The organism is Streptomyces sp. NPDC101194, from assembly GCF_044767885.1.
Lineage (GTDB): Bacteria > Actinomycetota > Actinomycetes > Streptomycetales > Streptomycetaceae > Streptomyces.
The window spans coordinates 249,743-274,081 of the sequence record NZ_JBIWOS010000002.1 but is presented as its reverse complement, the minus strand read 5'-3'; the positions used below and the strand labels follow the sequence as shown (position 1 = coordinate 274,081).

General features: G+C 70.7%; 25 protein-coding genes and 1 pseudogene. 9 read left to right on the top strand and 17 right to left on the bottom strand.

Annotated elements, in window-relative coordinates:
• Window positions 1-12: 12 nt before the first annotated feature.
• The 3 genes from ACIRP2_RS07910 to ACIRP2_RS07900 form a co-directional block, all read right to left on the bottom strand.
• Window positions 13-528, bottom strand: coding sequence for a GNAT family N-acetyltransferase (locus ACIRP2_RS07910; RefSeq protein WP_404247664.1), 516 nt, complete (start codon window positions 526-528; stop codon window positions 13-15).
• Window positions 529-589: 61 nt separating this feature from the next.
• The gene (locus ACIRP2_RS07905) at window positions 590-1,417 is read right to left on the bottom strand and encodes an ABC transporter permease (RefSeq protein WP_404247662.1); all 828 of its coding nucleotides are present in this window, start codon (window positions 1,415-1,417) and stop codon (window positions 590-592) included.
• Window positions 1,414-2,406, bottom strand: a complete 993-nt coding sequence (locus tag ACIRP2_RS07900) for an ATP-binding cassette domain-containing protein (protein WP_404247660.1) — start codon at window positions 2,404-2,406, stop codon at window positions 1,414-1,416. The genes ACIRP2_RS07905 and ACIRP2_RS07900 overlap by 4 nt, the downstream gene beginning before the upstream one ends.
• A 94-nt stretch (window positions 2,407-2,500) precedes the next feature.
• Between ACIRP2_RS07900 and ACIRP2_RS07895 the strand changes: the two genes are divergently transcribed.
• Window positions 2,501-3,283, top strand: coding sequence for a TetR/AcrR family transcriptional regulator (locus tag ACIRP2_RS07895; RefSeq protein WP_404247658.1), 783 nt, complete (start codon window positions 2,501-2,503; stop codon window positions 3,281-3,283).
• A 39-nt stretch (window positions 3,284-3,322) separates the two neighbouring features.
• Here the strand turns inward: ACIRP2_RS07895 and ACIRP2_RS07890 are convergent, their stop codons facing one another.
• A complete protein-coding gene (locus ACIRP2_RS07890; RefSeq protein ID WP_404247656.1) occupies window positions 3,323-4,309 on the bottom strand; it encodes a WD40 repeat domain-containing protein in 987 nt (328 codons plus the stop codon).
• A 59-nt stretch (window positions 4,310-4,368) separates the two neighbouring features.
• On the opposite strand from ACIRP2_RS07890, the gene ACIRP2_RS07885 reads away from it, so the two are divergent.
• Window positions 4,369-5,055 (top strand): GDSL-type esterase/lipase family protein, encoded by a 687-nt coding sequence (locus tag ACIRP2_RS07885; RefSeq protein WP_404247654.1) that lies wholly within the window; start codon window positions 4,369-4,371, stop codon window positions 5,053-5,055.
• 37 nt (window positions 5,056-5,092) lie between these two features.
• Here the strand turns inward: ACIRP2_RS07885 and ACIRP2_RS07880 are convergent, their stop codons facing one another.
• Together ACIRP2_RS07880 and ACIRP2_RS07875 are read right to left on the bottom strand one after the other, a co-directional pair.
• Window positions 5,093-5,701, bottom strand: coding sequence for a helix-turn-helix domain-containing protein (locus ACIRP2_RS07880; RefSeq protein WP_404247652.1), 609 nt, complete (start codon window positions 5,699-5,701; stop codon window positions 5,093-5,095).
• A 48-nt stretch (window positions 5,702-5,749) separates the two neighbouring features.
• Window positions 5,750-6,388: a TetR/AcrR family transcriptional regulator gene (locus ACIRP2_RS07875; protein WP_404247650.1), complete on the bottom strand. Its 639-nt coding sequence runs from the start codon at window positions 6,386-6,388 to the stop codon at window positions 5,750-5,752.
• Window positions 6,389-6,814: 426 nt separating this feature from the next.
• Between ACIRP2_RS07875 and ACIRP2_RS07870 the strand changes: the two are divergent.
• Window positions 6,815-6,928: pseudogene (locus ACIRP2_RS07870) on the top strand (SAM-dependent methyltransferase); the annotation flags it as partial.
• 97 nt (window positions 6,929-7,025) lie between these two features.
• On the opposite strand, the gene ACIRP2_RS07865 reads toward ACIRP2_RS07870, so the two are convergent.
• The 6 genes from ACIRP2_RS07865 to ACIRP2_RS07840 all read right to left on the bottom strand — a co-directional run bounded on the left by ACIRP2_RS07865 (window position 7,026) and on the right by ACIRP2_RS07840 (window position 11,205).
• Window positions 7,026-7,679: a hypothetical protein gene (locus ACIRP2_RS07865; protein WP_404247648.1), complete on the bottom strand. Its 654-nt coding sequence runs from the start codon at window positions 7,677-7,679 to the stop codon at window positions 7,026-7,028.
• A 151-nt stretch (window positions 7,680-7,830) separates the two neighbouring features.
• On the bottom strand, window positions 7,831-8,412 hold the full coding sequence (locus ACIRP2_RS07860; protein WP_404247646.1) for an isochorismatase family protein: 582 nt from the start codon (window positions 8,410-8,412) through the stop codon (window positions 7,831-7,833).
• 61 nt (window positions 8,413-8,473) lie between these two features.
• Window positions 8,474-9,337: an ABC transporter permease gene (locus tag ACIRP2_RS07855; RefSeq protein ID WP_391738533.1), complete on the bottom strand. Its 864-nt coding sequence runs from the start codon at window positions 9,335-9,337 to the stop codon at window positions 8,474-8,476.
• Window positions 9,297-10,169, bottom strand: coding sequence for an ABC transporter ATP-binding protein (locus tag ACIRP2_RS07850; RefSeq protein WP_404247643.1), 873 nt, complete (start codon window positions 10,167-10,169; stop codon window positions 9,297-9,299). The genes ACIRP2_RS07855 and ACIRP2_RS07850 overlap by 41 nt, the downstream gene beginning before the upstream one ends.
• Window positions 10,166-10,621 (bottom strand): MarR family winged helix-turn-helix transcriptional regulator, encoded by a 456-nt coding sequence (locus ACIRP2_RS07845; protein ID WP_404247641.1) that lies wholly within the window; start codon window positions 10,619-10,621, stop codon window positions 10,166-10,168. The genes ACIRP2_RS07850 and ACIRP2_RS07845 overlap by 4 nt, the downstream gene beginning before the upstream one ends.
• A gap of 98 nt (window positions 10,622-10,719) precedes the next feature.
• Window positions 10,720-11,205 carry a hypothetical protein gene (locus ACIRP2_RS07840; protein WP_404247639.1) on the bottom strand — a complete coding sequence of 162 codons (486 nt, stop codon included), beginning with the start codon at window positions 11,203-11,205 and terminating at the stop codon, window positions 10,720-10,722.
• A 66-nt stretch (window positions 11,206-11,271) separates the two neighbouring features.
• Between ACIRP2_RS07840 and pip the strand changes: the two genes are divergently transcribed.
• The 3 genes from pip (at window position 11,272) to ACIRP2_RS07825 (ending at window position 15,844) form a co-directional block, all read left to right on the top strand.
• Window positions 11,272-12,267, top strand: a complete 996-nt coding sequence (pip, locus tag ACIRP2_RS07835; protein ID WP_404247637.1) for a prolyl aminopeptidase — start codon at window positions 11,272-11,274, stop codon at window positions 12,265-12,267.
• A 175-nt stretch (window positions 12,268-12,442) separates the two neighbouring features.
• Window positions 12,443-14,728 (top strand): N-acetylmuramoyl-L-alanine amidase, encoded by a 2,286-nt coding sequence (locus ACIRP2_RS07830; protein WP_404247635.1) that lies wholly within the window; start codon window positions 12,443-12,445, stop codon window positions 14,726-14,728.
• 120 nt (window positions 14,729-14,848) lie between these two features.
• Complete coding sequence (locus tag ACIRP2_RS07825; RefSeq protein WP_404247633.1) at window positions 14,849-15,844, top strand: aldo/keto reductase; 996 nt, start codon at window positions 14,849-14,851, stop codon at window positions 15,842-15,844.
• 26 nt (window positions 15,845-15,870) lie between these two features.
• Here the strand turns inward: ACIRP2_RS07825 and ACIRP2_RS07820 are convergent, their stop codons facing one another.
• From ACIRP2_RS07820 to ACIRP2_RS07805, 4 genes are all read right to left on the bottom strand, one after another.
• Window positions 15,871-16,194, bottom strand: a complete 324-nt coding sequence (locus tag ACIRP2_RS07820) for a hypothetical protein (protein ID WP_404247631.1) — start codon at window positions 16,192-16,194, stop codon at window positions 15,871-15,873.
• A gap of 354 nt (window positions 16,195-16,548) precedes the next feature.
• A complete protein-coding gene (thpR, locus tag ACIRP2_RS07815; protein ID WP_404247629.1) occupies window positions 16,549-17,121 on the bottom strand; it encodes an RNA 2',3'-cyclic phosphodiesterase in 573 nt (190 codons plus the stop codon).
• Window positions 17,122-17,277: 156 nt separating this feature from the next.
• The gene (locus tag ACIRP2_RS07810; RefSeq protein WP_404247627.1) at window positions 17,278-18,612 is read right to left on the bottom strand and encodes an MFS transporter; all 1,335 of its coding nucleotides are present in this window, start codon (window positions 18,610-18,612) and stop codon (window positions 17,278-17,280) included.
• 92 nt (window positions 18,613-18,704) lie between these two features.
• Window positions 18,705-19,145 carry a MarR family transcriptional regulator gene (locus tag ACIRP2_RS07805; RefSeq protein ID WP_327273742.1) on the bottom strand — a complete coding sequence of 147 codons (441 nt, stop codon included), beginning with the start codon at window positions 19,143-19,145 and terminating at the stop codon, window positions 18,705-18,707.
• A 145-nt stretch (window positions 19,146-19,290) separates the two neighbouring features.
• Between ACIRP2_RS07805 and ACIRP2_RS07800 the strand changes: the two genes are divergently transcribed.
• Window positions 19,291-19,506: a ribbon-helix-helix protein, CopG family gene (locus ACIRP2_RS07800; RefSeq protein WP_404247626.1), complete on the top strand. Its 216-nt coding sequence runs from the start codon at window positions 19,291-19,293 to the stop codon at window positions 19,504-19,506.
• On the opposite strand, the gene ACIRP2_RS07795 is transcribed toward ACIRP2_RS07800, so the two are convergent.
• Complete coding sequence (locus ACIRP2_RS07795) at window positions 19,499-20,953, bottom strand: NCS2 family permease (protein WP_404247625.1); 1,455 nt, start codon at window positions 20,951-20,953, stop codon at window positions 19,499-19,501. The genes ACIRP2_RS07800 and ACIRP2_RS07795 overlap by 8 nt on opposite strands.
• Before the next feature lie 220 nt (window positions 20,954-21,173).
• Between ACIRP2_RS07795 and ACIRP2_RS07790 the strand changes: the two genes are divergently transcribed.
• Together ACIRP2_RS07790 and ACIRP2_RS07785 are read left to right on the top strand one after the other, a co-directional pair.
• On the top strand, window positions 21,174-21,497 hold the full coding sequence (locus ACIRP2_RS07790; RefSeq protein ID WP_404247623.1) for a DUF2530 domain-containing protein: 324 nt from the start codon (window positions 21,174-21,176) through the stop codon (window positions 21,495-21,497).
• Between the two features lie 206 nt (window positions 21,498-21,703).
• Complete coding sequence (locus ACIRP2_RS07785) at window positions 21,704-24,184, top strand: HAD-IC family P-type ATPase (protein ID WP_404247621.1); 2,481 nt, start codon at window positions 21,704-21,706, stop codon at window positions 24,182-24,184.
• The last annotated feature ends 155 nt before the right edge of the window (window positions 24,185-24,339 follow it).

Below are 24,339 nucleotides of genomic sequence, written 5' to 3'. Positions count from 1 at the left end.
GAGGGCTCGCGCTCAGCCCGCCCGGCCCCGTTCCCAGCGCCGTTCGCCGTCGCACCACGCCTCCGTCGGCGCCAGTCCGGCGGCGGCGGCCACGGCGGCGGACGCGGTGTGGTCCGGACGGACATGGGCGACGACGGTCCGCGCCGCTCCCGTTCCCGTCAGACGGGCCACCAGCCCCGCCGCCGCCTCCTTGGCGTATCCCCGCCCCTGCCACGGCGTCCCGATCACCCAGGCGATCTCCGCCTCCGCCTCCCGCGCGTGCACCGTCGCCTGCACGTAACCGGCCAGGCAGCCCTCGTCCCGTACCCGCAGCACCCAGTTCCACCACGCCACCCCGGGATCCGGCGAACCGGCGGTCTGGCGTGCGTAGCGGACCCGCAGTTCACCTGCGGTCTCCGGGGCGCCGCCGGTGTACGTGTGCAGGGCCGGGTCGGCCAGCACGGCCGCCATCTCGTCCGCGTACGCGACCCGCAGGGGCAGGGCGTCGAGCCGCTCGGTGGAGAAGGGGTCGGGGCCGCTGTTCGTCATGGCGCCCGATCCTATGCATGCCGGTCGTCCGGCCGGCGCGCGCCGGTCGTCGGGCGGCCGCTCAGCGGCTCAGTCGCCGGAACCGTCGCACCGCCAGCGGCAGGAACACCGCGGTCAGCGCCACCGGCCACACCACCGCCATCAGCAGGGCGTGTTCCTCGACCCAGGTGCCGCCCCCCGCCACCGGGTTGCCGAAGAGTTCGCGGGTTGCCGTGACGGTCGACGAGATCGGGTTCCAGGCGGCCAGGGTGCCCAGCCAACCCGGCATCAGGGAGGGGGCGACCAGGGCGCTGGAGATCATCGTGACCGGGAACGCGACCGCGTACAGGCCGCCCGCCGACTCCGCGTTCGGGATCAGGAGCCCCAGCCAGACGCCGACCCAGATCAGGCTGGACCGGAGCAGCAGAAGCAGTCCGAACGCGCCGACGGCGGCGGCCGGCCCGCCGTCGGCCCGCCAGCCGATCGCCAGGGCGGTCGCCGCGAGAATCGTCAACTCTGCACCGGCGACCAGCAGATCGGCGAGACCGCGTCCGGCGGAGACGGCGGACGGGGCCATCGGCATGGAGCGGAATCGGTCGACGACGCCCTTGCCGACGTCCGTCACCATGGCCATCGCGGTGTTCATGAAACCCATGGCCATGGTCGTGGCGAACATGCCCGGCATCAGGAACTCCCGGTAGTCACCGCCTCCGGGCACCTTCATGGCGCTGCCGAAGACATATCCGTACAGCAGCACGGAAAGGATCGGGAAGCCCAACTGCCAGATGATCGCAGTCGGTTGGCGCTGATAGTGGGTGAGGCTGCGCCGGGTGACGTTCCAGCTGTCGGCGAGCGCCCAGCGGAGTCGGCCACGTGCGGGGCCGACCGCGTGCGGAGCGACGGCGGTCATACCACCACCTCCTCTTCGAGCGTCCGGGTACGGTGCCCGGTCAGCGCGAGGAACACATCGTCGAGGCTCGGTCTGCGCAGCCCGATGTCCTCGGCCTCGATGCCTTCGTCCTGGAGGGTGCGCGCGACATCGGTGAGCGCGGCGACCCGGTCGGCGACCCGGGCGTGGACGCGGCGGGTCGCTTCGTCGGAGACGACGACACCGCCGTCGGCGACCCGTTCCACGGCCTTCACGACCGCGGGCAGGTCGGCCGTCTCGGCCGTGACGACCTCGATCCGGTCGCCCCCCACCCGGTTCTTCAGCCCGTCCGGGGTGTCGTCGGCGATGGCCCGGCCCCGGTCCATGACGGTGATGCGCGAGGCGAGCCGGTCGGCCTCGTCCAGGTACTGGGTGGTGAGCACCACCGTCGTCCCCTCGGCCACCAACGCCCTTACGCTGTCCCAGACTTCACCCCGTCCGCGCGGATCGAGCCCGGTCGTCGGCTCGTCCAGGAACAGCACCTGGGGGGCGAGGATCATCGATGCCGCCAGGTCGAGACGGCGTCGCATTCCGCCGCTGTACCCCTTGACCCCCTCGTCGGCGGCGTCGCGCAGATCGAACCGGTCCAGCAGTTCCGCGGCCCGCCGCCGGGCCTGCGGGCCGCCCAGGTGGAAGAGGCGCCCGAACATCTCCAGGTTCTGCCGCCCGGTCAGGATCTCGTCGACGGCGGCGTACTGCCCGGTGAGCCCGATCCTCGTACGCACGAGGCGGGGCCGGCGCAGCACGTCCAGCCCGGCGACCTCGGCCCGCCCGGCGTCGAACCGCAGCAGCGTCGACAGGACGCGCACGGCGGTGGTCTTGCCGGCCCCGTTGGGTCCGAGCAGCCCGTGCACGGTGCCGGGCCGGACAGTCAGATCGAACCCGTCGAGAGCCCGTTTCCCCTCGCCGCGCTTCTGCGCGTACCGCTTCACGACTCCTGCGGCACGTACGGCACATCCGCTCGCACCCATGACAGGACCCCCTTCTCCGCAATGAACTGAGTACGCTGTACCCAAATGAGAGTACACCGTACTCAGTTTCTCTCCACAGGCTTACGCTGAGCCCATGACGAAGAACGGTTCAGCGGGTGGGGCGGACGGAACGACGGCCGGCAGCGGCGACATCGGGCGCAGCCTGGAGCTCCTGTGGGGAACCGGCGACCGCCCCAGCCGCGGCCCCAAACCGGCTCTCACACTCGGCCGGATCGTCACCGCCGCCGTGTCGATCGCCGACGCGGAGGGCCTGGACGCCCTCTCGATGCGCCGGCTCTCCACCGATCTGGGCACCGGCACGATGTCGCTCTACCGGTACGTCCCCGGCAAGGCCGAACTGCTGGACCTGATGCTCGACCACGTCCTGGGCGAACCCCTGGCCGATGCCCCTGCCGACACCCCGGCCGACTGGCGCGCCGCCCTCGACGCCATGGCGCGCACCTACCTGGAACAGTTGAGCCGCCACCCCTGGCTGCTCAAGATCAACCAGGCGCGTACGGTCCTCGGCCCCAGCGCCCTGCGGGGTCTCGAACTGGCCCTCGCCCGCATCAGGGGCATGGGTCTGACCGACCAGGAACTGATCTCGACGATCATCACGGTCAACAGCTTCGTGGAGGGCATCGCCCGCACCCGGCTCCAGACCACCGAGGCCGTGCAGCAGACCGGGCTGAGCAATGACGCCTTCTGGGAGGACCAACGCCCCTACCTGGAGCGGGCCATGAGGAGCGGCGACTATCCGCTGATGGCGGCGCTCTCCGAGGACGCGTTCAGCTACGACGTCGACCACTTCGCATTCGGCCTGCAACGGCTGCTGGACGGCTTCGACGTGCTCGTCGAACGGCGTGCCGCGGAGTGATGCGGGGCCGGGCCGCACGCGCGGGGGACCGGCCGCCGGTCAGCCGCGGCCGCGGCGCCGTCTCATGAGGACGAGCGCTCCCACGGCGGCGAGCACCAGCGCTCCGACCAGGGTGCTGCCCTTCGTCCCGTCGCCGCTCCCACCACCGGCAAAGGACGACGCGCCGCCGCCCCCCTTCGACGGCGAGGTGCCCCCGTCGCCGCCGTCGCTCCGCACGTCCACCCGCACCACATCGCTCCGCTCCCCCTCCGAGCCGAACATCAGCGCCGAGCCGTCAGCCGTGTACGTCACCGACTCGGCCTGCCGCTGGAGCGGCGCCCGGACCGCGTGGTCGGCGCCGAGCCTGCCGTTCCCGAAGGCATAGGCACGGGCGCTGAAGTACGAGCGCAGCACCAGCTCCTTGCCGTCCGGCGAGAAGGCACCGTCCGTCACCCACGGCACCTCCCCCACGCGCCGGAAGACGTTGGTGGCACCGGTGGTGAGCTTCGCGGGGCCCTCGTACAGCCCGCCGCCGTCCTCGTTCTTCGACGCGATGTAGACGCGCCCGGTCGCGGGGTGGACCATCAGCGCCTCGGCGTTGCGCGGACCGTCGGCGTACTTCACATCGAACTGCGTGGCGCGGACCGTGGCGTCCTTGAGCTGCTTCGGCTCCGGGAAGCGGTAGATCCAGACGTGGTCCCAGCTGCCGTTCAGGTTGTCGCCGATGTCACCGACGTACAGATTGCCGTCGGGCCCCAGCGAGATGGCCTCCACGTCGCGCGGCCGGCCCACCCCCTTCATGGTGATCGTCGCGACGGTCTTCCCGGTGCGGGAGTCCACGGCGTAGACGTACGGCCCGTCGTCGCTGTCGTTGTGCGTCCAGTAGACGCCGGGGTGGATACGGCTGGCCGCGAGACCGCTGGACTCGGTGATCCTGGGGTCCTCGATCGTGAAGCTCCGGTCGGCTCCGTCTCCGGCCGTCGCGGGAGCCGCCCCCGCGAGGAGAAGCAGCGCGGCGGCTCCGGACACAGTCAGGTACGAACGCATGGACCCAAGTGTCCATCGTCACGTCGCAGGCCGCAGGAGTGATCCGCGATGATGACGTCATGCGTTTCACGTTTGTCGGCGATTCCATGACGATCGGCCGCGCCGGCGACTTCACCTGGCGCTACCGGATGTGGCAGCACCTGGATTCCGCACTCGGCACAGGGTTCGAGATCGTCGGCCCGCGCAGCGAGCTGTACGACACCGGGACGAACACCCCCGTCTCGTACGCGTACGGCGCACCGGACTTCCCGGTCGGGGCCCGTGCCCATCTGGCCGGCTGGGGCGAGGGCTGGCTGCACATGGCCCCGGTGATCGCCGACACCGTCGCCGATCACCGCACGGACGTCCTGCTCGTCTCGCTCGGTCTGATAGACCTCGGGTTCTATACGGACAGTGGCCAGACCGCCCTGAACGCAAGGGCGTTCATCACGGCGGCCCGCACCGCGAACCCGCACGTCAAGATGGTGCTGCTGCCGGTGATACCGAACGTACGGGCCGAGTCGGACGCGCCGTTCGCCGCCGAGTGCGACCGCTTCAACGAGCTTCTCGCGAAGGCCGTCGCCGACCTCGACGATCCGATGTCCCCGATCCTGCTGGCCTCCCGCCCGCCGGGGTACGACATCCACCGGGACACGTACGACGGGACGCACCCCGGTCCCACCGGCGAACACAGGCTGGCGGCGGCTTTCGCCGACGCGATGCACCAGGCATGGGGTCTGGGCGGCCCGTACACGGCCCGCCGGTAGGGCCTGTCCGCCGCCCCCGCGCCCCGCCGCCGGTGTCTCACCGCCCCGAGGGCCGGGCCCGGACGTGCATCCGCTCGCCCTGCTGACCGAACAGACTGAGGAATTCGACCGGCTCGGGACCGGCGCTGGCCCAGGCGTGCGGTGTGCGCGTGTCGAACTCCGCGACCTCGCCCGCCGCGAGGACCAGATCGTGCTCGCCCAGCACCAGCCGCAGCCGCCCGGCCAGTACGTACACCCACTCGTATCCCTCGTGCACCCGCTGCTCCAGCTCGCCGGTGGCACCGCGCCCGCCGGGCAGGATCTGCTTGTAGGCGTGCAGCCCGCCGAGGTGCCGGGGCAGCGGTACGAACGTCATGCCGTCCCGGGTGAAGGGGCGGAAGTGGATCCGTGGATCGCCGGTGGGCGGGGCGCCGACGAGTTCGTCGAGCTGGACGCCGTACGCCTTGGCCAGGGGCAGCAGCAGTTCGAGCGTGGGTTTGCGGCCGCCCGACTCCAGGCGCGAGAGGGTGCTCAGCGAGATCCCGGTCGTCTCGGCGAGCCGTGCCAGGGTCGTACCGCGTTCCTGGCGCAGGGCCCGCAGCCGCGGCCCGACGCCCGTCAGTACGTTCGAGATCTCGTCGTCCGTACGCCCCGCGTGCTCGTCCATGCCGCCATTGTTCGCCGCCCGCGCTTGCCGTCCCGGCAACGGGGTGTGTCAGGACGGCAGGATCATCGCCAGCGAGAGCCGGGTCAGCTCGTCGGTCAGCCACTCGGCGTTGACCTGGCGGGGGCGACGGCCGTGGTGGGCCATGAGCTCGTCCACCGAGTGGTTCAGCACGGTGACGGTCACGTGGTGGTCGCTCGGCACCGCTTCGCCGCGGCGTACGGCACGCTCGGCCTCGGAGGTCAGGAACTCGATCCACATGGCCCGCCAGGTCGCGAGATGGTTGTCCACCTCGTGGCTGACCCCCAGCACCTCGACGAAGGCCACCCTGGCCGCGCACGGGTCCTCGGTGACCGCCTTCACATAGGCCTCGAAGAGCAGCCGGACCCGTTCCGCCGTCGGGCAGTCCTCCATGCCCTCGGCCATCAGGGCGTTCTCGGCGGCGCGCAGCCCGTAGGTCGCCACCTCGTCGTAGATCGCCATCAGGAGCACCTCCCGCGAGACGAACTCCTGCTGGAAGATGTGGACGGGCACCTTCGCCTGCTCGCACAGGTCCTCGATGCTCGTGTGCGCGTACCCGTACGCGGCGAACAACTGGCGTCCGGCCCGCAGGAGTCGGTCCCGCGCCCCCGGCCCCTCCATGGCCTGTCCGGCCGCCCCGCTCCGCTGGTTCGCCACGACACCCACCATCGGTCCTCCTTCGTCGTCCGTACCGCCGCCCCCACTCTCCACGCTCCGCGCCGCCGGTGGGGTCTCCGCCACGCCCTCGGCCACGCGTAGGACGGCACCTCGGTCAAGTCCGATTGCCCATCGAACCGTTGCTGCTACGGTCTGAATTTTGGACTCCGGAAGGTGCCCGAACCGCCGTCCCGCGGCTGCTCGTGACCGACGGACGCGACACGGACCCCCGAAAGAAACGCCCTCCGGCGGACCCGGAACCGCACTCTTCGCACCCTCTCGCGGGCGACGGCACGCCCGAAGGGGGCGGGCGCGAGGGGGTGTGGTTGCCCCGCCACCGGTCCGGGGCCGCCAGGCACCCACGAGGGGCGGGGCAGGCACCCCCCGAACCGGGTTCCACCACCCGGCACCTCTACGTTTTCCCTTCCTGGAAAGGGGATCCGCAACGACCGGAACATACGTACGACGGATGACGTGCTCAACCTCCTGGACAGCCTTTTCACCCCGGAGGCCGACCGGTGGACGGCGGACGGGGCCTCGTGGTGGGACGGTTCTCCCCGGACGCCGAACGGCCGGTGAAGCTTGTGCTTCACCGGCCGCGATGTCTCCGGGGACGGGAGGCGGACGGGGTGCGCCCGGCCGCGGACCGTCAGGCCCGGGTGGTGCAGATCGTGTTGTACGGCCGGCCCGGACTCGGGAACAGTTCCAGGGGCTTGTCGGTCCCGGACGGGCATTCGGCGGTCGTCTTGGTCAGGGCGAGCACCTTGGCCACACCGCTGCCCCCGCTGCCGCAGGCGACCTCCTTGGCCTGGTCGTCCACGCAGTCGCCCTTCACCAACTGACCGCCACCCGCTCCCGGGTCACCGGGGTGATCACCGGAAAGATTGCGGCTGCAGATGGTCTTGCTGGGGATGCCGGCACTGGCGTCGCCGGAGCCGAAGGAGACCTTCACCGAGATGATCGCGTCCGTCCCGGGCGGGCACTGGATGGAATCGGAGAAGATGGCACCGTCCTTGATCTCGAGGGCCTTGATCGTCGCCTTGGAGTCGTCGCAGTCCATGGCCTGGTAGGCGTCCTTCGACCGACTGCTGTCGGGCCCGGCGCAGTCGCCGACCTTCCAGTCCTTGGCCACGTGGCTCCCGCCGCCGGACGACTGGCTGCAGGCGGTGGCGGCCCCCAGGACGAGCGCGAGGGCGAGGACCGCCTTCGCGCCGCCCGAAAGGGCCCCGCGAGAACCGCGCCGCGACGAGGAATCGGTGCTTCGGCTGCCGCCCGGGGACCGCGTGCTGCCGTTGACGCTCATGCTGCTCCTTGATGTGTACATGTGAGTGTGGCGCGCACGTCAGGACGACAGGACCGAGCGCCGCGGTTCCCGGAACGGACAGTCCGTCCGATCAAACTCCGCACAGCTCGCCGATCAGCGAACTCCCTTTACCTGCAAGCCTCTTGACAACTCAATGACGGCCGGGCGGCACGGTGAAAACGACGTCCGCGGCATGGGCGACGACCTCGATCCCACTGCCGAGGGCCCATTCGGCGACGCGTGAGACCACGGCAGCCGGAATCGCGTCACTGATGCCGGGCGCCGCCGGGATGTCGTGCGTCGCGTGGGCGTCGTGCGGCATGACGACCCGGTGACCCAGCGCCAGGGCGGTACGGGCCGTCGCCTGGACGCACATCTCTGACATCACACCGCAGATGGCGAGTGCCCGTATCCCCGAGTCGGTCAACAGGCCCCCCAGCGCGGTCCCGTCGAAGCCGTCGTCCTCGGTCTTGCGGATCACGACCTCGGTGGGACCGGCCTCGACGGGATGATGGAGCTCCCAGCCCGGCGTATGCGCCTCGTCACCCGTCCCCGGCGCCCCGTCGTTCTGGATGTGGACGACGAGCGCCCCGCTCCTGCGCGCCCGTGCGATCAGGTCCGCCGTCCGGTCCACGAGCCGGGCCGCCTCCGGAACAGCCCTGTCGCCAAGGACCGCGGCCGACTGGACATCCACGACGAGCAGTGCCTCCACGGGCACACCATGAGGGGTCATTGCGCCATCATGTCCGCCCGTGGCGCCGGACTCCACGCGGTTTTCCGGCAGGGAGAGCCGGTCAGCGGGCGAGGCGGCCCAGCAGTGAACCGGCCGCGACGATGCCCACCAGAGCCGCGAAGGCGAGGACCGCGAGGTCGAGGCCGAGGTGCGCCTGAGTGCCGATGAGCAGTCCGCGCAGGGCGTCGACCTCGTAGCTCAGCGGGTTCACCCTGCTGACGGCCTGGAGCCAGCCGGGCATCAGGGCGACCGGGTAGAGCGCGTTGGACGCGAAGAACAGCGGCATGGTGATGGCCTGGCCGATACCCATCAGGCGGTCGCGGGTCAGGACGATCCCGGCTATCGACATCGACAGGCAGGAGAAGAACGCCGAGGCGAGCACGACCACCACGACAACACCCAGCAGCCGCAACGGGTTCCAGGTCATGCCGACACCGATGAGTGCGGCGATCACGATGACGACCGCGGCCTGGATCACCGCCTTGACCCCGGCGGCGAAGGCCTTGCCCGTCACCAGGGCGGTCCGGGGCGTGGGGGTGACCATGAGTTTGGTGAGGACGCCGGAATCCCGCTCCCAGATGATCATGATGCCGTAGAAGATCGCGATGAACATGGCGGACTGGGCGATGATGCCGGGCGCGAGGAAGTCGAGATAGGGGACGCCGCCGGTGGGGATGGCGTGGATGCGGGAGAACGTCACGCCGAAGATCAGCAGCCAGAGGGCGGGCTGGACGGCGCGGGTGTAGATCTCGGTGCGGTCGTGGCGCAGCTTCTGCATTTCCACGACACACATCGCGATGACGCGCGCGGGGACGACGCGCCAGCCGGTGCGGGGCGGCGGCGGGGTCAGCAGCAGCGCGAAGCGCTGTTCCGGAGGGCCGGACTCAGCCGAGGCGGGATGCGGTGCGACGGGTACGGCGGACATCTCGGAACGCTCCCTTCCCTTCATCGGAACCGGAGCCGGAACCGGGGTCGTCCAGTCCGCGCCCGGAGTGGTACCGGAAGACGTCCTCCAGGGACGGAGGCGGCAGGCCCGTCTCTCCGGAGTCCCGGCGATGGACGACGAGTTCCTTCTTCAGCTCGGCAGGGGTGCCGAGCGCGCGCAGCCGGCCGAGGTGCATCAGCGCGAGCCGGTCGCAGCGCTGGTCGGCCTCGTCCATGGAGTGGGTGGTGACCAGCACGGTCATGCCGGTGCCGATCCGTATCTCGGTGATGCGGTCCCAGACGCTGTCCCGCGCGATCGGGTCCAGGCCGATGGTGGGCTCGTCCAGGATCATCAGCCGGGGCGCGCTGACCAGGGCCTGCGCGAGTTCGAGGCGGCGGACCATGCCGCCGGAGTACGTGGCGACGAGCCGGTGCGCGACCTCGCCGAGGCCGACCGCGTCCAGGGCCTGGGAGACCCGTGCGGCACGCCGGCGGCGGGGCACGTCGAAGACGCGGGCGAAGAGCTGGACGTTCTCCCGGCCGGTGAGGTTCGCATCGGCGGACAGCTGCTGCGGTACGTAGCCGAGCAGACGCCGCACCGCCATCCGGTGCCGGGCCGCGTCCTGGCCGAACACCTCGATGACGCCGGGCGGTACGGGCAGCAGTGTGGTGATCGCGCGCAGGGTGGTGGTCTTGCCCGCGCCGTTGGGCCCCAGAAGGCCGAACACCTCCCCCGGGCGGACCAGCAGATCCAGGCCGTCGACGGCCTTCGCGTCGCCGAAGCTGTAGCTCAGCCCGGTGCAGTTGAGGGCGGGCGTGGTCTCCGTGGTCACGCGATCTCATCTCCTTCGCGCAGCGAGTCGGCGAGTCTGCGCAGGGCCGGGAGCGCGGCGGTCAGTGCCGCCCGGTCGGCCGCGTCCAGCCCGGCGAGGTGTTCGCGGAAGAGCGCCTCGCGGCGGACGTGCCAGTCGCGCAGCCTCCCGGTCCCCGCGGGGGTCGGGTACAGCAGCGCGGCGCGTCCGTCGCCGGGGTCCTTCTCCCTGCGCAGCAGCCCTTCGGCGACGAGGTGGTTCACCAGGGTGCTGACCGAGTTGGCGGCGAGACAGAGGTGGTGCGCGGCCGTCGAGACCCGGATGCCGGGTTCGGCGGCCACCAGCCGCAGCAGCTCGGCGTGCGCCCCTCGCACTCGGGGGACGCCCAGACCGCTCCACAGGCGTCGCCGGGCGAGCCTCTGGATGCGGGGCAGGAGTCCGGCGAGCTCATCGGGGAGATCACCCACCGCCATCTGTCCATTTTAGCTCCGTATACGAGCTAATGTCCCTCCGTGGGACGGCCCGGACAAAGCGGTGGTCCGCCGCCGCTCGACCGCCCGGGACCGTCGGCTCACCGCTCCGGGAACCGCTCCCCGCACCGGCTGCAGAACACCGGTTCCTGGTCCTGCGAGAGCCGGCCGCACTCGGGGCAGACCCGGTCCAGCGCGCAGGGCGCCTCGCCGCCCTCATGGGCCGTCGAGGACTTGATCATCAGGCCGGGGCGGCGACGGTGGACCGTCACGTACGCCAGCCCTTCCGGTCCCGCGACGAGCGCACGACGCGAGGTACGGGGCAGCCAGACGACCGTGGTAGGGGCCAGGTTCAGCACGTCGCCGCCCCCGGCCACGACCCGGCCACCGCCCGCGACGACGACGAGAAGGACGTCCAGGACGTCCTCCTGATGCTCACCGACCTCCGCGCCCGGCGCGAGACGCACCAGATTGGCATCCAACTCCCGCCCCTGCTCGGCAAGTTGCCACAGCGCACCGCGGTCGCCGTGACCGGCGGCGGTCAGCAGTTCGTCGAGTACGGCCAGTACCCGGGGTACGGAATTCACAGCGAACAGGCTACGCCCGCCCTACGCCGGCCCCTTTGCCCGCCGAGTCGAGGGAGCCGCCGCACCATGGACCGCGATCCCGACGAGAAGTACCCGCCGATCGAACCGTACGAGCACGGCATGCTCGATGTCGGGGAGGGCAACCTCGTGTACTGGGAGGTGTGCGGCAATCCGGACGGCAGACCCGCAGCCGTCGTGCACGGCGGTCCCGGCTCGGGGTGCACCGAGCGGTCCCGGCAGTACTTCGACCCGGACCGCTACCGCGTGGTCCTCTTCGACCAGCGGGGCTGCGGCCGCTCCACCCCGCACGCGAGCGACCCGGCCACCGACATGCGGTACAACACGACCGACCGGCTGATCGCCGACATGGAGCGGCTGCGCCACCACCTCGGGATCGACAACTGGCTGCTGTACGGCGGTTCCTGGGGCTCGACACTGATCCTCGCGTACGCCGAGCAGCACCCCGAACGGGTCTCCGGGATCGTGATTCCGGCGGTGACGACGACCCGGCGCAGCGAGATCGACTGGCTGTACCGGGGCGCCGGACAGATCTTCCCCGAGGAGTGGGACCTGTTCCGGGCGGGTGTGCCGGAGGCCGGGAGCGACGCGAGCGCGGACGTCCTCGCCGCGTACGCCCGGCGGATGGAGAGCCCCGACGCCGGTGTACGGGAGAAGGCGACGGCCGACTGGTGCGCCTGGGAGGACGCGGTGCTCTCCCAGGAGGCGTACACGGGACCGCCGCCGTACAGCGGGCGCCCCGACCGGGCGCGGCAGGCACTGGTGCGGATCTGCTCCCACTACTTCTCCCGGGGTGCGTGGCTGGAGGAGGGGCAGCTGATCCGGGACGCGGGGCGGCTGGCGGGGATCCCGGGCGTGCTGGTGCACGGGCGGTTCGACCTGGGCGGGCCGCTGATCACCGCGTGGGAGCTGACGAAGGCGTGGCCGGACGCGGAACTGACCGTGATCGACGGTGCGGGGCATCTGGGCGGTCCGGCGACGAGCCGGGCGGTGCTGGCGGCGCTGGACCGGTTCGCGGTACGGCCCCGGCCGGAGCGTCCCTGACGTACCGCCCGGCGCCACCCGCGTAGACACCGCGGAATCCGGACATGGCAAGCTGTGTCTCCGCTGTATGCGCGCGGTAGCACTCGTACCCCCCACTGGTCTTGTGACGACCGGTGCTGCCGCCTGACGCAGCGCGTGACGGAACGACAGTCCACAACGATCCCTGGGGTACGACTTGAGATCGAAGAAGAGAATCTGGATCACGGCTGCCGTGGCGACGGCCGGCGTGGCAGGCGTCCTGGTCTTCGAGGGAGTGACGGGCAATCCCTCGGTGGAGCCGGAAGCCAAGTCCGGCCCGGCCAGGACCGATGTGCGCGCGACCGCGCTGAAGGTCGACGGCGACGGCACCACCGCCGTGCTCGGCAGGCGGGACACCAAGCCCTTCAGCATGCTGGGTGTCACCTGGACCGACCCGGCGGCCAAGGTCGCGGGAGCCGTGGAGGTACGGACCCGGTCCGCCGCCGACGGGAAGTGGACCTCGTGGCTGCCGCTCGAAACCGACGTCGACGGGCGCGCCGAGACCGGCCGGTCCGGCGTGCGAGGGAGCACCGAGCCGCGCTGGGTCGGCCCGTCCAACGGTGTCGAGGTACGGATCAACGCGGGTGGCAAGGTCTCCACGAAGCTGCCCGCGGGGCTGCGGCTGGACACCGTGGACCCGGGGCGGACCGGCACCCTGAACGCGGACCCCGCCGCCTTCGCCGCCGACCTCCCCACGGACGCCCCCTCGACCGATCCGACCGACGGCCCCTCGGACCCGGCCACACCCGAGCCGCCCGCGCCCGGCGCCGCCACACAACCGCCCGCCGAGGCCCCGCCGACCGACCCGGCGCCGCCGTCCCCGTCCGCCCCGGCCGCGGACGTCTCGACTCCCCCGGCGAGCCCGACCCCTACGCCGTCGGTCAGTTCGTCCCCGGCCGAGACCCTGCCGCCCGCCCCGCCGTCGACCGTGCCGAAGCCGCCCATCACCCCGCGTGCGGGATGGGGCGCCGACGAGTCGATCAGCCCCGAGGCCCCGGAGTACACCGACACCGTCAAGGCCGTCTTCGTCCACCACACCGCAGGGACCAACAACTACTCGTGCGCCGACTCCGCGGCCGTCGTGCGCAGCGTGTACGCGTACCACGTCCAGAGCGAGAAGTGGAAGGACATCGGCTACAACTTCCTGGTCGACAAGTGCGGCACGATCTTCGAGGGCCGTAAGGGCGGGGTGGACCGGCCGGTCTTCGGCGCGCACACCTACGGCTTCAACCGGCAGACGGCCGGCGTCGCGGTCCTCGGCACGTACACGGACACCACCGCCCCGAGCGCGGTGACCACTTCAGTGGCCCGGATCGCCGCGTGGAAGCTCGGCCAGTACAAGGGCGACCCGGCGGGCAGCACCATGCTCACCGCGGGTGCCACCGGCGGCAACCTCGCCGGCACCAAATTCACCGCCGGTACGCAGTACTCCTTCAAGCAGATCTCCGGCCACCGCGACGGCTTCGCCACCGAGTGCCCCGGCACCAAGCTGTACGGGCAACTGCCCGCGATCCGCAGCCTCGCCGCGGGCCCCGTCACCGGACTGGCCATCAAGTCGGTGACCGGCGCCGGGCTCTCGGGCACGACGTACTACACCAAGTCCGCGGTCACCGTGGGCTGGTCGGCGACCACCCCGAGCGCGTTCGTCTCCACGTACGAACTCCTGGTCGACGGCAAGTCCGTCGCCACCACGGCAGGCACCGCCACCTCCGCCAAGGCCACGCTGGCCGTCGGCAGCCACCAGGTCCAGGTCCGCGCGACCCACCAGTCGGGCAAGGTCACCACGTCCGCGGCGGCCACCGTGGTCGCCGACCAGACGGCGCCCGCCTTCACCACCAAGCCCGGCCTGACCCTGCGCACCGGCACGGTGAACACCACGGCCGTCCCCATCACCCTGAAGTGGAAGGCCACCGACGCCGCCTCGCTCAAGGAGGTCAGGCTCACCGCCCCGGTCGCCAAGACCTACGGACCGACGACCACCAGCGCCTCGCACACCGCGAAGTCGGGTGCGGCGACCAGCTGGGCCATGACTGCGTACGACCAGGCGGGCAACACCGCCGCCGCGTCCGTCTCCGGCACCCCGGTCATCGTCCAGGAGAGCTCGGCGACGAAGACCGGCACCTGGACGACGAAGTCCTCCTCCAGCTATCTCGGCGGCAAGTCGTACTCCAGCTCGGCCAAGAACGCGAGCCTGAGCTGGACGTTCACCGGCCGCTCGGTCGCCCTGATCGCCTCCAGGGCCGCCACCTCCGGCCAGGTGTACGTCTATGTGGACGGCGTGAAGGTGTCCACGGTGGACCTGAAGTCCAGCACCACCAAGTACCGCGACGCCCTGTGGACGAAGAGCTGGTCCAGCAGCGCCAAGCACACCGTCAAGATCGTCGTCGTGGCCACGTCGGGCCGGCCGACGGTCACCACCGACGGCATCGTGTACCTGAAGTGACCGCCTGAGGCGTTCGGCCGCTCATGGGCACGACACCCTGCCCCCGGCACTCCGCCGGGGGCAGGGCGCGTCGTGGCCGGCCTTGCTTCGAGCGGACTCGAAGGCGTTGGCTTGGTGTCCATGGAGTACACGCAGCTCGGACACACCGGACTCAAGGTCAGCCGCCTCGTCCTCGGCACCATGAACTTCGGCCCGCAGACCGATGAGGTGGACAGCCACGCCATCATGGACGCGGCGCTGGAGACGGGCCTGAACTTCTTCGACACCGCCAATGTCTATGGGTGGGGTGAGAACAAGGGCCGCACCGAGGAGATCATCGGCACCTGGTTCGCCAAGGGCGGCGAACGCCGCGACAAGGTGGTCCTGGCCACCAAGATGTACGGGAACATGGGCGCCGACGGCGAGGCCTGGCCCAACCACGACAAGCTCTCCGCCGTGAACATCCGGCGCTCGGTCGAGGCCTCGCTGAAGCGGCTCCGGACGGACTACATCGACCTGTACCAGTTCCACCACGTCGACCGGAACACCCCGTTCGAGGAGATCTGGCAGGCGATCGACGTCCTGGTGCAGCAGGGCAAGATCCTCTACGCGGGCTCGTCGAACTTCGCCGGCTACAAGATCGCCCAGGCCAATGAACTGGCCGCCCGGCGCGGCTCGTTGGGACTGGTCAGCGAGCAGTGCATCTACAACCTGATCGAGCGCCGCGCCGAGATGGAGGTCATCCCGGCCGCTCAGGAGTACGGACTCGGCGTCATCCCGTGGTCCCCGCTGCACGGCGGCCTGCTGGGTGGTGTGCTGAAGAAGGAGCGCGAGGGCACGGCGGGGCGTTCGGTCTCCGGACGCAGTGCGGACGCGCTGAAGGACTCGGCGCAGCGCGCGAAGATCCAGGCGTACGAGGACCTGCTCGACAAGCACGGTCTGGAGCCGGGCGAGGTCGGCCTGGCCTGGCTGCTCTCCCGGCCGGGGGTGACGGGGCCGATCGTCGGACCGCGCAACCAGGAGCAGCTGGACTCGGCGCTGCGCGCCCTGGAGCTCGACCTCTCCGCGGAGCTGCTGGCCTCGCTGGACGAGATCTTCCCGGGGCCGGGCCCGTCTCCGGAGGCGTTCGCCTGGTGAGGACGGCCTGACGGACTGTCCGTCCGTCACGTACGGGCCGCCGTCGCCCCGTCCCCGTTCGGGGGCGAGGGCGACGGCGGCCCGTTGTGTGTCCGCGTCGGAGCGAGGCGTCGAGCTCCTCGATCGAGCGTCTCCCCGAGCCGGCGCAGCTCGGTCTCGCTGGTCGCGCGGGCGGTCCTCGGCAGGCCCGGCCGGAACGGGTCCTCGAACGTCCCGGTGTCGAGCGGCCGCTCGCCCTCGTGGAAGAAGCTGCTCGATTTCGGCCACACGCCCGAGGACCACGCCGACGCGGTGGCGGCGGCGCCGGAGGCGGCCGACGCGCGCGAGGCGGACGTGGTCGCGCACAGCATGGGCGGCGCCGTGGCCATCGCCCTCGCGGCGCGCCACCCGATGTCTGCGGCCGCTGGACGACGGGCCGCTGCCCGGCGAGGACACGCTGATCGAACACGGGGTGCGGGTCGCGGCGGTCCCGGAGTGCGGGCACGACATCATGCCGGACAACCCGGAGGCGTTCGCCGAGGCGACGGCGTCGCCCTTCGCCCTCTGAGGCGCCGCCCGCCGCGGCACCTTCGCCGCCGGCCTCGGCCGTGCGTCACTGTCCGACGGCGGCTGCCACGGCGACGACGACGAACATCAGCACGAGCACGGCCGCCATGATGCGGTTTCTGGTCTTCGGATCCACCCTTCGAGCGTAACCGCCGCTCTCAGCTTCCCAGCGACCAGGATGCGACCGTCTCGTACCGCGGCTTCTCGCCCGGCACCCCGCCGACCGGCAGGTTGCTGCGTACGAGGGCCAGCTCGCCGACCTCCCACGGCGTGCCCTCGAAGTCGGCGAGCGCCTCGACGTAGGGGCGCAGGTCGGCGTCGGTGCGGCTGCGGGCGATGGTGAGGTGGGGGCTGTAGCGGCGGTGCTCGTCCATCGCGATGCCGGTGCGACGGGCGGCGGCGTCGGCACGTTCGGCGAGGAGCCGCAACGTGTCGAGCGAGCCCGCCGCCCCCGCCCAGAGCGCCCGACCGTCGAACCGGCCGCCCCCGTGGAGGCGCAGCGGGAAGGGCTCGGTGCGGTGGGCCGCCCGCGCGAGACGCTCGTCCAGCTCGGGCAGCAGTGCCTCGTCCACGGACCCGAGGAACGCGAGGGTGAAGTGCCAGCCGGGCGTGCCTGTCCAGCGCAGCTTCCCGGCTCCGGGCAGCGAACGCAGCGCGTCAACGGCACTGTGCAGTTCCCGGACCGCCTGGTCGGGCGGCAGAACGGCGACGAAGAGTCTGAGGCTGCTCATGGGCCGAGTGTCGCACCGTGACGGCGTGTTCCGGGCCCGTACGTGTCGTTGTCCTGCGCGGCTGCCCGCGCCCGCGCGGCAGCGGGGAGGACACGTGGCACGGCCCCGCCCGGGTCTCCCCGGCCGGGGCCGTGCCGTGTGCCGCACAGGCGGCGCTCAGGCCGCCGTGGCCAGCTCCTCGCGCGGGACGAACCGCACATGGGGGCGGCCCGGCCGGAGGTCGACCTGGAGCCGGAGACCACCGACGCGGGCCAGCATGAAGCCGACGCCGAGCGCGGCCAGCAGCGAGAACGCACCGCCGACGATCATGCCCGTACGGACCCCGTAGGCGTCGCTGATCCAGCCGACGATCGGGGCACCCACCGGCGTACCGCCGGCGAAGACCATCATGTACAGGCTCATGACCCGGCCGCGCATCGCCGGGTCGGCGGCCATCTGGACGCTCGTGTTCGCGCTGATGTTGGTCGTCAGGCCGATCATGCCGATCGGGACCAGCAGGATCGCGAAGAGCCAGACGGACGGCGACATGGCCGCGATGATCTCCAGCAGACCGAACACCGTGCCCGCGGCCACCAGCATCCGCAGCCGCGAGGAACGGCGGCGGGCGGCGAGCAGGGCGCCCGCGAGGGAGCCGGCCGCCATGAGGATGTTGAAGAACGAGTACATCCCGGCGCCGCCGTGGAAGATCTCGTCCGCGAAGGCCGTGAGCCAGATCGGGAAGTTGAACCCGAACGTGCCGACGAAACCGACCAGGACGATCGGCCAGATCAGCTCGGGGCGGCCGGAGACGTAGCGCAGGCCCTCGCGCAGCTGGCCCTTGGCGCGCGGTACGACGACAGACTTGTGCAGCTCGTTCGTCCGCATCAGCATCAGGCCGATGAGCGGGGCCGCGAAGGACAGGCCGTTGAACATGAAGGCCCAGCCGCTGCCGACCGTGGTGATCAGGACACCGGCGACGGCCGGGCCGATGAGCCGGGCGGACTGGAAGTTCGCCGAGTTGAGGCTGACCGCGTTCCGCAGCTGGGCGGGGCCGACCATCTCGGAGACGAACGACTGACGGGCCGGGTTGTCGACGACCGTCACCATGCCGAGCAGGAACGCGATGAGGTAGACGTGCCACACCTGGACGACGCCGGAGAGCGTGAGCACCGCGAGGGCGATCCCGCACAGGCCGAGCGCCGCCTGGCTGACAAGGAGAAGCTTCCGCTTCGGGAGACGGTCGGCGATGACGCCGCCGTACAGGCCGAAGAGAAGCATCGGAAGGAACTGGAGGGCCGTGGTGATACCGACGGCGGCGGCGGACCCGGTGAGGCTGAGGACCAGCCAGTCCTGCGTGATGCGGGACATCCAGGTACCGGTGTTGGAGATCACGGCGCCCGTCGCGAACAGGCGGTAGTTACGGATCTTCAGCGACGAGAAGGTCCCGCCGGTCGTGCTCTCGTGGGTGGAAGTCGGTGCGGGGGCGGAGTCTGCTCCGGATCCCGTACTCAAAAGGGTTCGCCTCCTCGGGCATATACATTTCGCTGACTGACGGGATGCGGCGGTGCGGACGGCGCCGGCCATGGGCCGGCGCGGACGCCCCGCTACAGGTGGGCGAGCTTCTCCAGCACGGGCGCCGCCTTGCGCAGCGTCTCCCACTCGTCCTCGTCCAGGCCCTCGGCGAGGGTGGTCAGCCAGGCGTTCCGCTTGGAGCGGCTCTCCTCGAGCATGGCTTCCGCCTGCTCGGTCTGGCTGACCATCTTCTGGCGACGGTCATCGGGGTGCGGTTCCAGCCTGACCAGTCCCTTCGCCTCCAGCAGCGCGACGATGCGAGTCATCGACGGAGGCTGCACATGCTCCTTGCGGGCCAGCTCACCGGGCGTGGCCGAACCGCAGCGGGCGAGCGTGCCGAGCACCGACATCTCGGTGGGGCTCAGCGACTCGTCGACGCGCTGGTGCTTCAGGCGTCGGCCGAGCAGCATCACGGCGGAGCGTAGGGAGCTCACGGCGGCCGCACTGTCGCCGTCGTGGATCAGGTCAGGCATGTTTATTAGGGTAACTCATTACCTACCCTAAAGACCATTCGTGTTACACGCGCGAGAGGCAGATCACCTAATCGATCACCCAAACGAGTGAGTCGGCTCCGGAAAGTGACGCGAAACGACCTCCTGGGCCGTAACCCTGCTTGCCATGGGATCGACTGTGCTCAGCCTGCGGATAGACGGTGAGCTGCTCGACCGGCTCCGGCAGCATGCCGCCAGACGCGGAATGAGCGTCCAGGACTATGTCGTCCGGACGCTCATTCGCGATGACTTCGACGAGCGCTTCAAGGCGGCCGTCGACGAGACGGAGAAGTTCTACGGCCCGGAAGGGACCGCGGGAATCAGGGCGGAAGGGGTCACGTGAGGCCGAGGGCCGGCATCGCGTAGTAGAAGACGAACACCGCCGACACCGCGTACATGGCGAGCGGCACCTCACGCCAGCGCCCGGCCACCACCCGCAGCACGGAGAAGGCGATGAAGCCGATGCCGATGCCGTTGGTGATCGAGTAGGTGAACGGCATCATCAGCATGGCCAGGAAGGCCGGGATGGCGAGCGTGTAGTCGCTCCAGTCGATGTCGCGGACCGAACCCGAGATGATCAGGAAGCCGACCGCCAGCAGAGCCGGGGTGGCCGCCTGGGACGGGACCATGGTCGCCAGCGGCGTCAGGAACAGCGCGGCCGTGAACAGCAGACCCGTCACGATGCTCGCGAGGCCGGTACGGGCGCCCTCGCCGACACCCGCGGTGGACTCCACGAAGCAGGTGCCCGCGGAGGCGGAGCTCGCACCGCCCGCGGCGACCGCGATGCCGTCCACGAACAGCACCTTGTTGATGCCGGGGAAGTTGCCGTCCTTGTCGGTCAGCTTCGCCTCGTCGCCGACACCCAGGATGGTGCCCATCGCGTCGAAGAAGCAGGACAGCAGCACGGTGAAGACGAACAGGATGCCGGTGAGGACGCCCACCTTGTGGAAGCCGCCGAACAGGCTGACCTGTCCGAGCAGCCCGAAGTCCGGGGTGGAGACCGGGTTGCCCGGCCACTGCGGGACGGTCAGGCCCCACGCCTCGCCCGGCAGGTCGGCGATCGCGTTGATCACCAGCGCCACCGCCGTCATCGCGACGATGGAGATCAGGATGGCGCCCGACACCTTGCGGACGATCAGCGCGAGGGTGAGCAGCGCCCCGAGGACGAAGACGAGGACCGGCCAGCCGTTGAGGTGGCCGTCGCCGCCGAGCTGAAGCGGAACGGTGGTGTGCGCGGCGTCCGGTATGCGGGAGACGAAGCCCGAGTCGACCAGGCCGATCAGCAGGATGAAGAGACCGATGCCGATCGCGATGCCCTTGCGGAGCGACTTCGGTACGGCGTGCATCACGCGTTCCCGCAACCCCGTCGCGACCAGCAGCATGACCACGATGCCCGCGAGGACGACCATGCCCATCGCATCGGGCCAGGTCATCTTCGGGGCGAGCTGGAGGGCGACGACCGTGTTGACGCCGAGTCCGGCGGCCAGCGCGATGGGCACATTGCCGATGACACCCATGAGCAGGGTGGAGAAGGCCGCGGTCACCACGGTGGCGGTGACCAGCTGACCATGACTGAGGTAGTGATCGTTTATGTCTTTCGCGCTACCGAGAATGATCGGGTTCAGCACGATGATGTACGCCATGGCGAAGAACGTGGCGAATCCGCCGCGGATCTCGCGTGCGACCGACGACCCCCGCTCGGAGATCTTGAAGAAACGATCCAGTCCGCCATGCGGCTGGGGGGCCGCGGACTGGGTGGAATCGACCGGAGCGGTGGCCGAGGGGGACATGTATGACCTCAGTCGTACGTAGAGGGGGTTAAAAGTGGTCAGCTTTGGACTTTCACACGAATAAATCGAGACATCCGTAAGCAGATTCAGTATGAATACATAAGGCGAAGATCGCTATCTCCGCGCGTAGACCCTTGGGCCGACCGGCCCGACGGCCTTTATTCATGCCGCCCTCACGGGCTCCGGGAGGGCGCGACAGGGGGCGCCATACACTGAGGCCATGGCGAAGTGGACACCGAAGCACGAGGCACCCGAGCCCCTGGAGGGGCCCGTCGTCGCCACCATCACCGGCGGCACGATCCTCTGGTTCGTCCTCTTCCTGGTCCAGTTGCCGTTCTACGGCTGGTTCGACGATCACGGACACCTGTGGTGGGTCTGGACCTGTCTGGCCGGTGCCGGACTCGGCCTGATCGGCATCTGGTACGTGCGGGGGCGCGACGCGGCGCTCAAGCGGGCCGCCGCGGCGGCCGAGGCCGAGGCGTCCGGCACGTCCGCGCCGGGTGCCGGGACGGACGCCGGAGGCACGTCCGGCGTCACGACCTGACGCCACCGGCCCCGGCCGCACACACTCCGGCGCCGCGCGCGCACCGTGCGGCATCACCCGGCGCCGCCCGGAACCGCGCTGGTAGCGCCCCGCATCAGGGTCCTCGTACCACCGCAGGACCATTCCCCTCCGTTCCCCTCCTCCCCCGGTCTGATCTTCGGACTGTCAGTGGGTGAATCGGACCATCCACCCGTACCGTCGGAACCATGACGCAGCGGGCACCCCATTCCTCCGGCGAGCAGACCCCCGAGGCTTCCGGCTCCGGCGGCCTTCCCCGGCCGGCCATGATCGACGCCGGATCCGAACTCGACCCGGTCCACCCGATGAAGCTGCCGTCCACGGCCCTGAGCACCCGTGGGCTGACCGCGGCCGAGGTGGCCGAACGGATCGCCCGCGGTGAGGTCAACGACGTACCCGTCCGCTCGTCCCGCTCCGTCCGCGAGATCGTCCGCGCCAACGTCTTCACCCGGTTCAACCTGATCATCGGCGTGCTCTGGCTGATCATGCTGGTCGTCGCGCCGATCCAGGACAGCCTCTTCGGCTTCGTGATCATCGCCAACACCGGTATCGGCATCGTCCAGGAATGGCGGGCCAAGAAGACGCTGGACAGCCTCGCGGTCATCGGCGAGGCCAAACCCACGGTGCGGCGCGACGGCGTCTCGGCCGAGATCTCCACCTCCGAGATCGTCCTCGGTGATCTCGTCGAGCTGGGGCCCGGGGACAAGGTCGTCGTGGACGGCACGGTCGCCGAGGCCGACAGCCTGGAGATCGACGAATCGCTGCTCACCGGTGAGGCCGACCCGGTGCTGAAGCAGCCCGGCGATCACGTGATGTCCGGCAGCTTCGTCGTCGCCGGCGGCGGATCGTTCGCCGCCACGAAGGTCGGCCGCGAGGCCTACGCCGCGCAGCTCGCCGAGGAGGCGTCCCGCTTCACCCTCGTCCAGTCCGAGCTGCGCACCGGCATCTCCACCATCCTCAAGTACGTCACCTGGATGATGGTGCCGACCGCGATCGGCCTGATCATCAGCCAGCTCGTCGTGAACGAGAACGACTTCAAGGGGTCGGTCGCCCGGACCGTCGGCGGCATCGTCCCGATGATCCCGGAGGGCCTGGTGCTGCTCACCTCGGTCGCCTTCGCGATCGGGGTCGTACGGCTCGGCCGCAAGCAGTGCCTGGTGCAGGAACTCCCCGCCATCGAGGGACTGGCCCGCGTCGACGTCGTCTGCCTGGACAAGACGGGCACCCTCACCGAGGGCGGCATGGACGTCACCGAGGTGCGGACGCTGAGCGGTACGGACGACACCTACATCCACCGCGTACTGGGCGCTCTCGGCGCCTCCGACCCGCGCCCCAACGCCAGCCTGCAGGCCATCGTCGACGCCTACCCGGACGGCGAGGAGTGGCGGTGCACGCAGTCGCTGCCGTTCTCCTCGGCCCGCAAGTACAGCGGTGCCGCGTTCGACGAGGGCGGCGGCCGGGCGTCGGCCTGGCTGCTCGGCGCGCCCGACGTGCTGCTGCCCGACCAGGACCCGGCGCTCGCCGAGATCGAACAGCTCAACGAGCAGGGGCTGCGGGTGCTGCTGCTGGCACGTGCGCAGGGCGCGCTCGAAGGGCCGGACATGGCCACCGGGGCCGTACCGAGCGCGCTGGTCGTGCTGGAGCAGCGGCTGCGGCCCGACGCCGGTCGGACGCTGGCCTACTTCGCCGACCAGCGGGTCGCCACGAAGGTCATCTCCGGCGACAACGCGGTCTCCGTCGGCGCGGTCGCCGGAAAGCTCGGCCTGCCGGGCGCCGAGAACACCCTGGACGCCCGCCGGCTGCCCACCGACCCGGACGACATGGCCACGGCCATGGAGGAGAACGCGGTCTTCGGCCGCGTCACCCCGCAGCAGAAGCGGGACATGGTCGCCGCGCTCCAGTCCCGCGGCCACACCGTCGCGATGACCGGTGACGGCGTCAACGACGTGCTGGCGCTGAAGGACGCCGACATCGGCGTCTCCATGGGTTCCGGCTCCGAGGCGACCCGGGCCGTCGCCCAGATCGTGCTGCTCGACAACAGCTTCGCGACGCTCCCGTCCGTCGTCGCCGAGGGCCGCCGGGTGATCGGCAACATCACCCGCGTCGCCACCCTGTTCCTGACCAAGACCGTCTACTCGGTGCTGCTGGCGATCCTGGTGGTCTGCTTCCAGGTCGACTACCCCTTCCTGCCGCGCCACCTGACCCTGCTGTCGACGCTCACGATCGGCGTCCCGGCGTTCTTCCTCGCGCTGGCGCCCAACAAGGAACGGGCCCATCCGCACTTCGTGCGTCGTGTCATGCGGTACGCGATCCCGTCGGGCACCATCGCGGCCGTGGCCACCTTCGCGACGTATCTGATCGCCCGGAGCCACTACTCCGGCACGGGCGCGCTGGACGCGGAGACCAGCGTGGCCACGCTCACGCTGTTCCTGGTCTCGATGTGGGTCCTGGCGATCATCGCCCGTCCGTACACCTGGTGGCGGATCTGCCTGGTGGTGGCGATGGGGGCGGCGTTCCTGATCGTGCTGGTGGTGCCGTGGCTGCAGAACTTCTTCGCGCTGAAGCTGGTGGGAGTGACGATGCCGTGGACCGCGGTGGCGATCGCGGTGGTGGCGTCGGCCGCCCTGGAGTACGCCTGGCGGTTGGTCGGCCGCCGCTTCCCGGCATAGCGCCCCGCGACGGGGACGCGAACGGGCCGTGGCCCGGGGGGCGGGGGCCCGGCCCCCCCCCCCCCCCCGGGGTGGTGGGCGGGGGGGGGGGGGGGGTCGGGGCGGGTCCCGGGGGGTGGGTCGGGGCCACCCACATAAAGGAGACGAACTCGCCC

Bases quoted from the DNA above. Each gene is read 5' to 3' on its own strand.
- ACIRP2_RS07910 (WP_404247664.1), bottom strand. From the start codon at position 528: ATGACGAACAGCGGCCCCGACCCCTTCTCCACCGAGCGGCTCGACGCC.
- ACIRP2_RS07905 (WP_404247662.1), bottom strand. From the start codon at position 1,417: ATGACCGCCGTCGCTCCGCACGCGGTCGGCCCCGCACGTGGCCGACTC.
- ACIRP2_RS07900 (WP_404247660.1), bottom strand. From the start codon at position 2,406: ATGGGTGCGAGCGGATGTGCCGTACGTGCCGCAGGAGTCGTGAAGCGG.
- ACIRP2_RS07895 (WP_404247658.1), top strand. From the start codon at position 2,501: ATGACGAAGAACGGTTCAGCGGGTGGGGCGGACGGAACGACGGCCGGC.
- ACIRP2_RS07890 (WP_404247656.1), bottom strand. From the start codon at position 4,309: ATGCGTTCGTACCTGACTGTGTCCGGAGCCGCCGCGCTGCTTCTCCTC.
- ACIRP2_RS07885 (WP_404247654.1), top strand. From the start codon at position 4,369: ATGCGTTTCACGTTTGTCGGCGATTCCATGACGATCGGCCGCGCCGGC.
- ACIRP2_RS07880 (WP_404247652.1), bottom strand. From the start codon at position 5,701: ATGGACGAGCACGCGGGGCGTACGGACGACGAGATCTCGAACGTACTG.
- ACIRP2_RS07875 (WP_404247650.1), bottom strand. From the start codon at position 6,388: ATGGTGGGTGTCGTGGCGAACCAGCGGAGCGGGGCGGCCGGACAGGCC.
- ACIRP2_RS07865 (WP_404247648.1), bottom strand. From the start codon at position 7,679: ATGAGCGTCAACGGCAGCACGCGGTCCCCGGGCGGCAGCCGAAGCACC.
- ACIRP2_RS07860 (WP_404247646.1), bottom strand. From the start codon at position 8,412: ATGACCCCTCATGGTGTGCCCGTGGAGGCACTGCTCGTCGTGGATGTC.
- ACIRP2_RS07855 (WP_391738533.1), bottom strand. From the start codon at position 9,337: ATGTCCGCCGTACCCGTCGCACCGCATCCCGCCTCGGCTGAGTCCGGC.
- ACIRP2_RS07845 (WP_404247641.1), bottom strand. From the start codon at position 10,621: ATGGCGGTGGGTGATCTCCCCGATGAGCTCGCCGGACTCCTGCCCCGC.
- pip (WP_404247637.1), top strand. From the start codon at position 11,272: ATGGACCGCGATCCCGACGAGAAGTACCCGCCGATCGAACCGTACGAG.
- ACIRP2_RS07825 (WP_404247633.1), top strand. From the start codon at position 14,849: ATGGAGTACACGCAGCTCGGACACACCGGACTCAAGGTCAGCCGCCTC.
- ACIRP2_RS07820 (WP_404247631.1), bottom strand. From the start codon at position 16,194: ATGCTGTGCGCGACCACGTCCGCCTCGCGCGCGTCGGCCGCCTCCGGC.
- thpR (WP_404247629.1), bottom strand. From the start codon at position 17,121: ATGAGCAGCCTCAGACTCTTCGTCGCCGTTCTGCCGCCCGACCAGGCG.
- ACIRP2_RS07805 (WP_327273742.1), bottom strand. From the start codon at position 19,145: ATGCCTGACCTGATCCACGACGGCGACAGTGCGGCCGCCGTGAGCTCC.
- ACIRP2_RS07800 (WP_404247626.1), top strand. From the start codon at position 19,291: ATGGGATCGACTGTGCTCAGCCTGCGGATAGACGGTGAGCTGCTCGAC.
- ACIRP2_RS07795 (WP_404247625.1), bottom strand. From the start codon at position 20,953: ATGTCCCCCTCGGCCACCGCTCCGGTCGATTCCACCCAGTCCGCGGCC.
- ACIRP2_RS07790 (WP_404247623.1), top strand. From the start codon at position 21,174: ATGGCGAAGTGGACACCGAAGCACGAGGCACCCGAGCCCCTGGAGGGG.
- ACIRP2_RS07785 (WP_404247621.1), top strand. From the start codon at position 21,704: ATGACGCAGCGGGCACCCCATTCCTCCGGCGAGCAGACCCCCGAGGCT.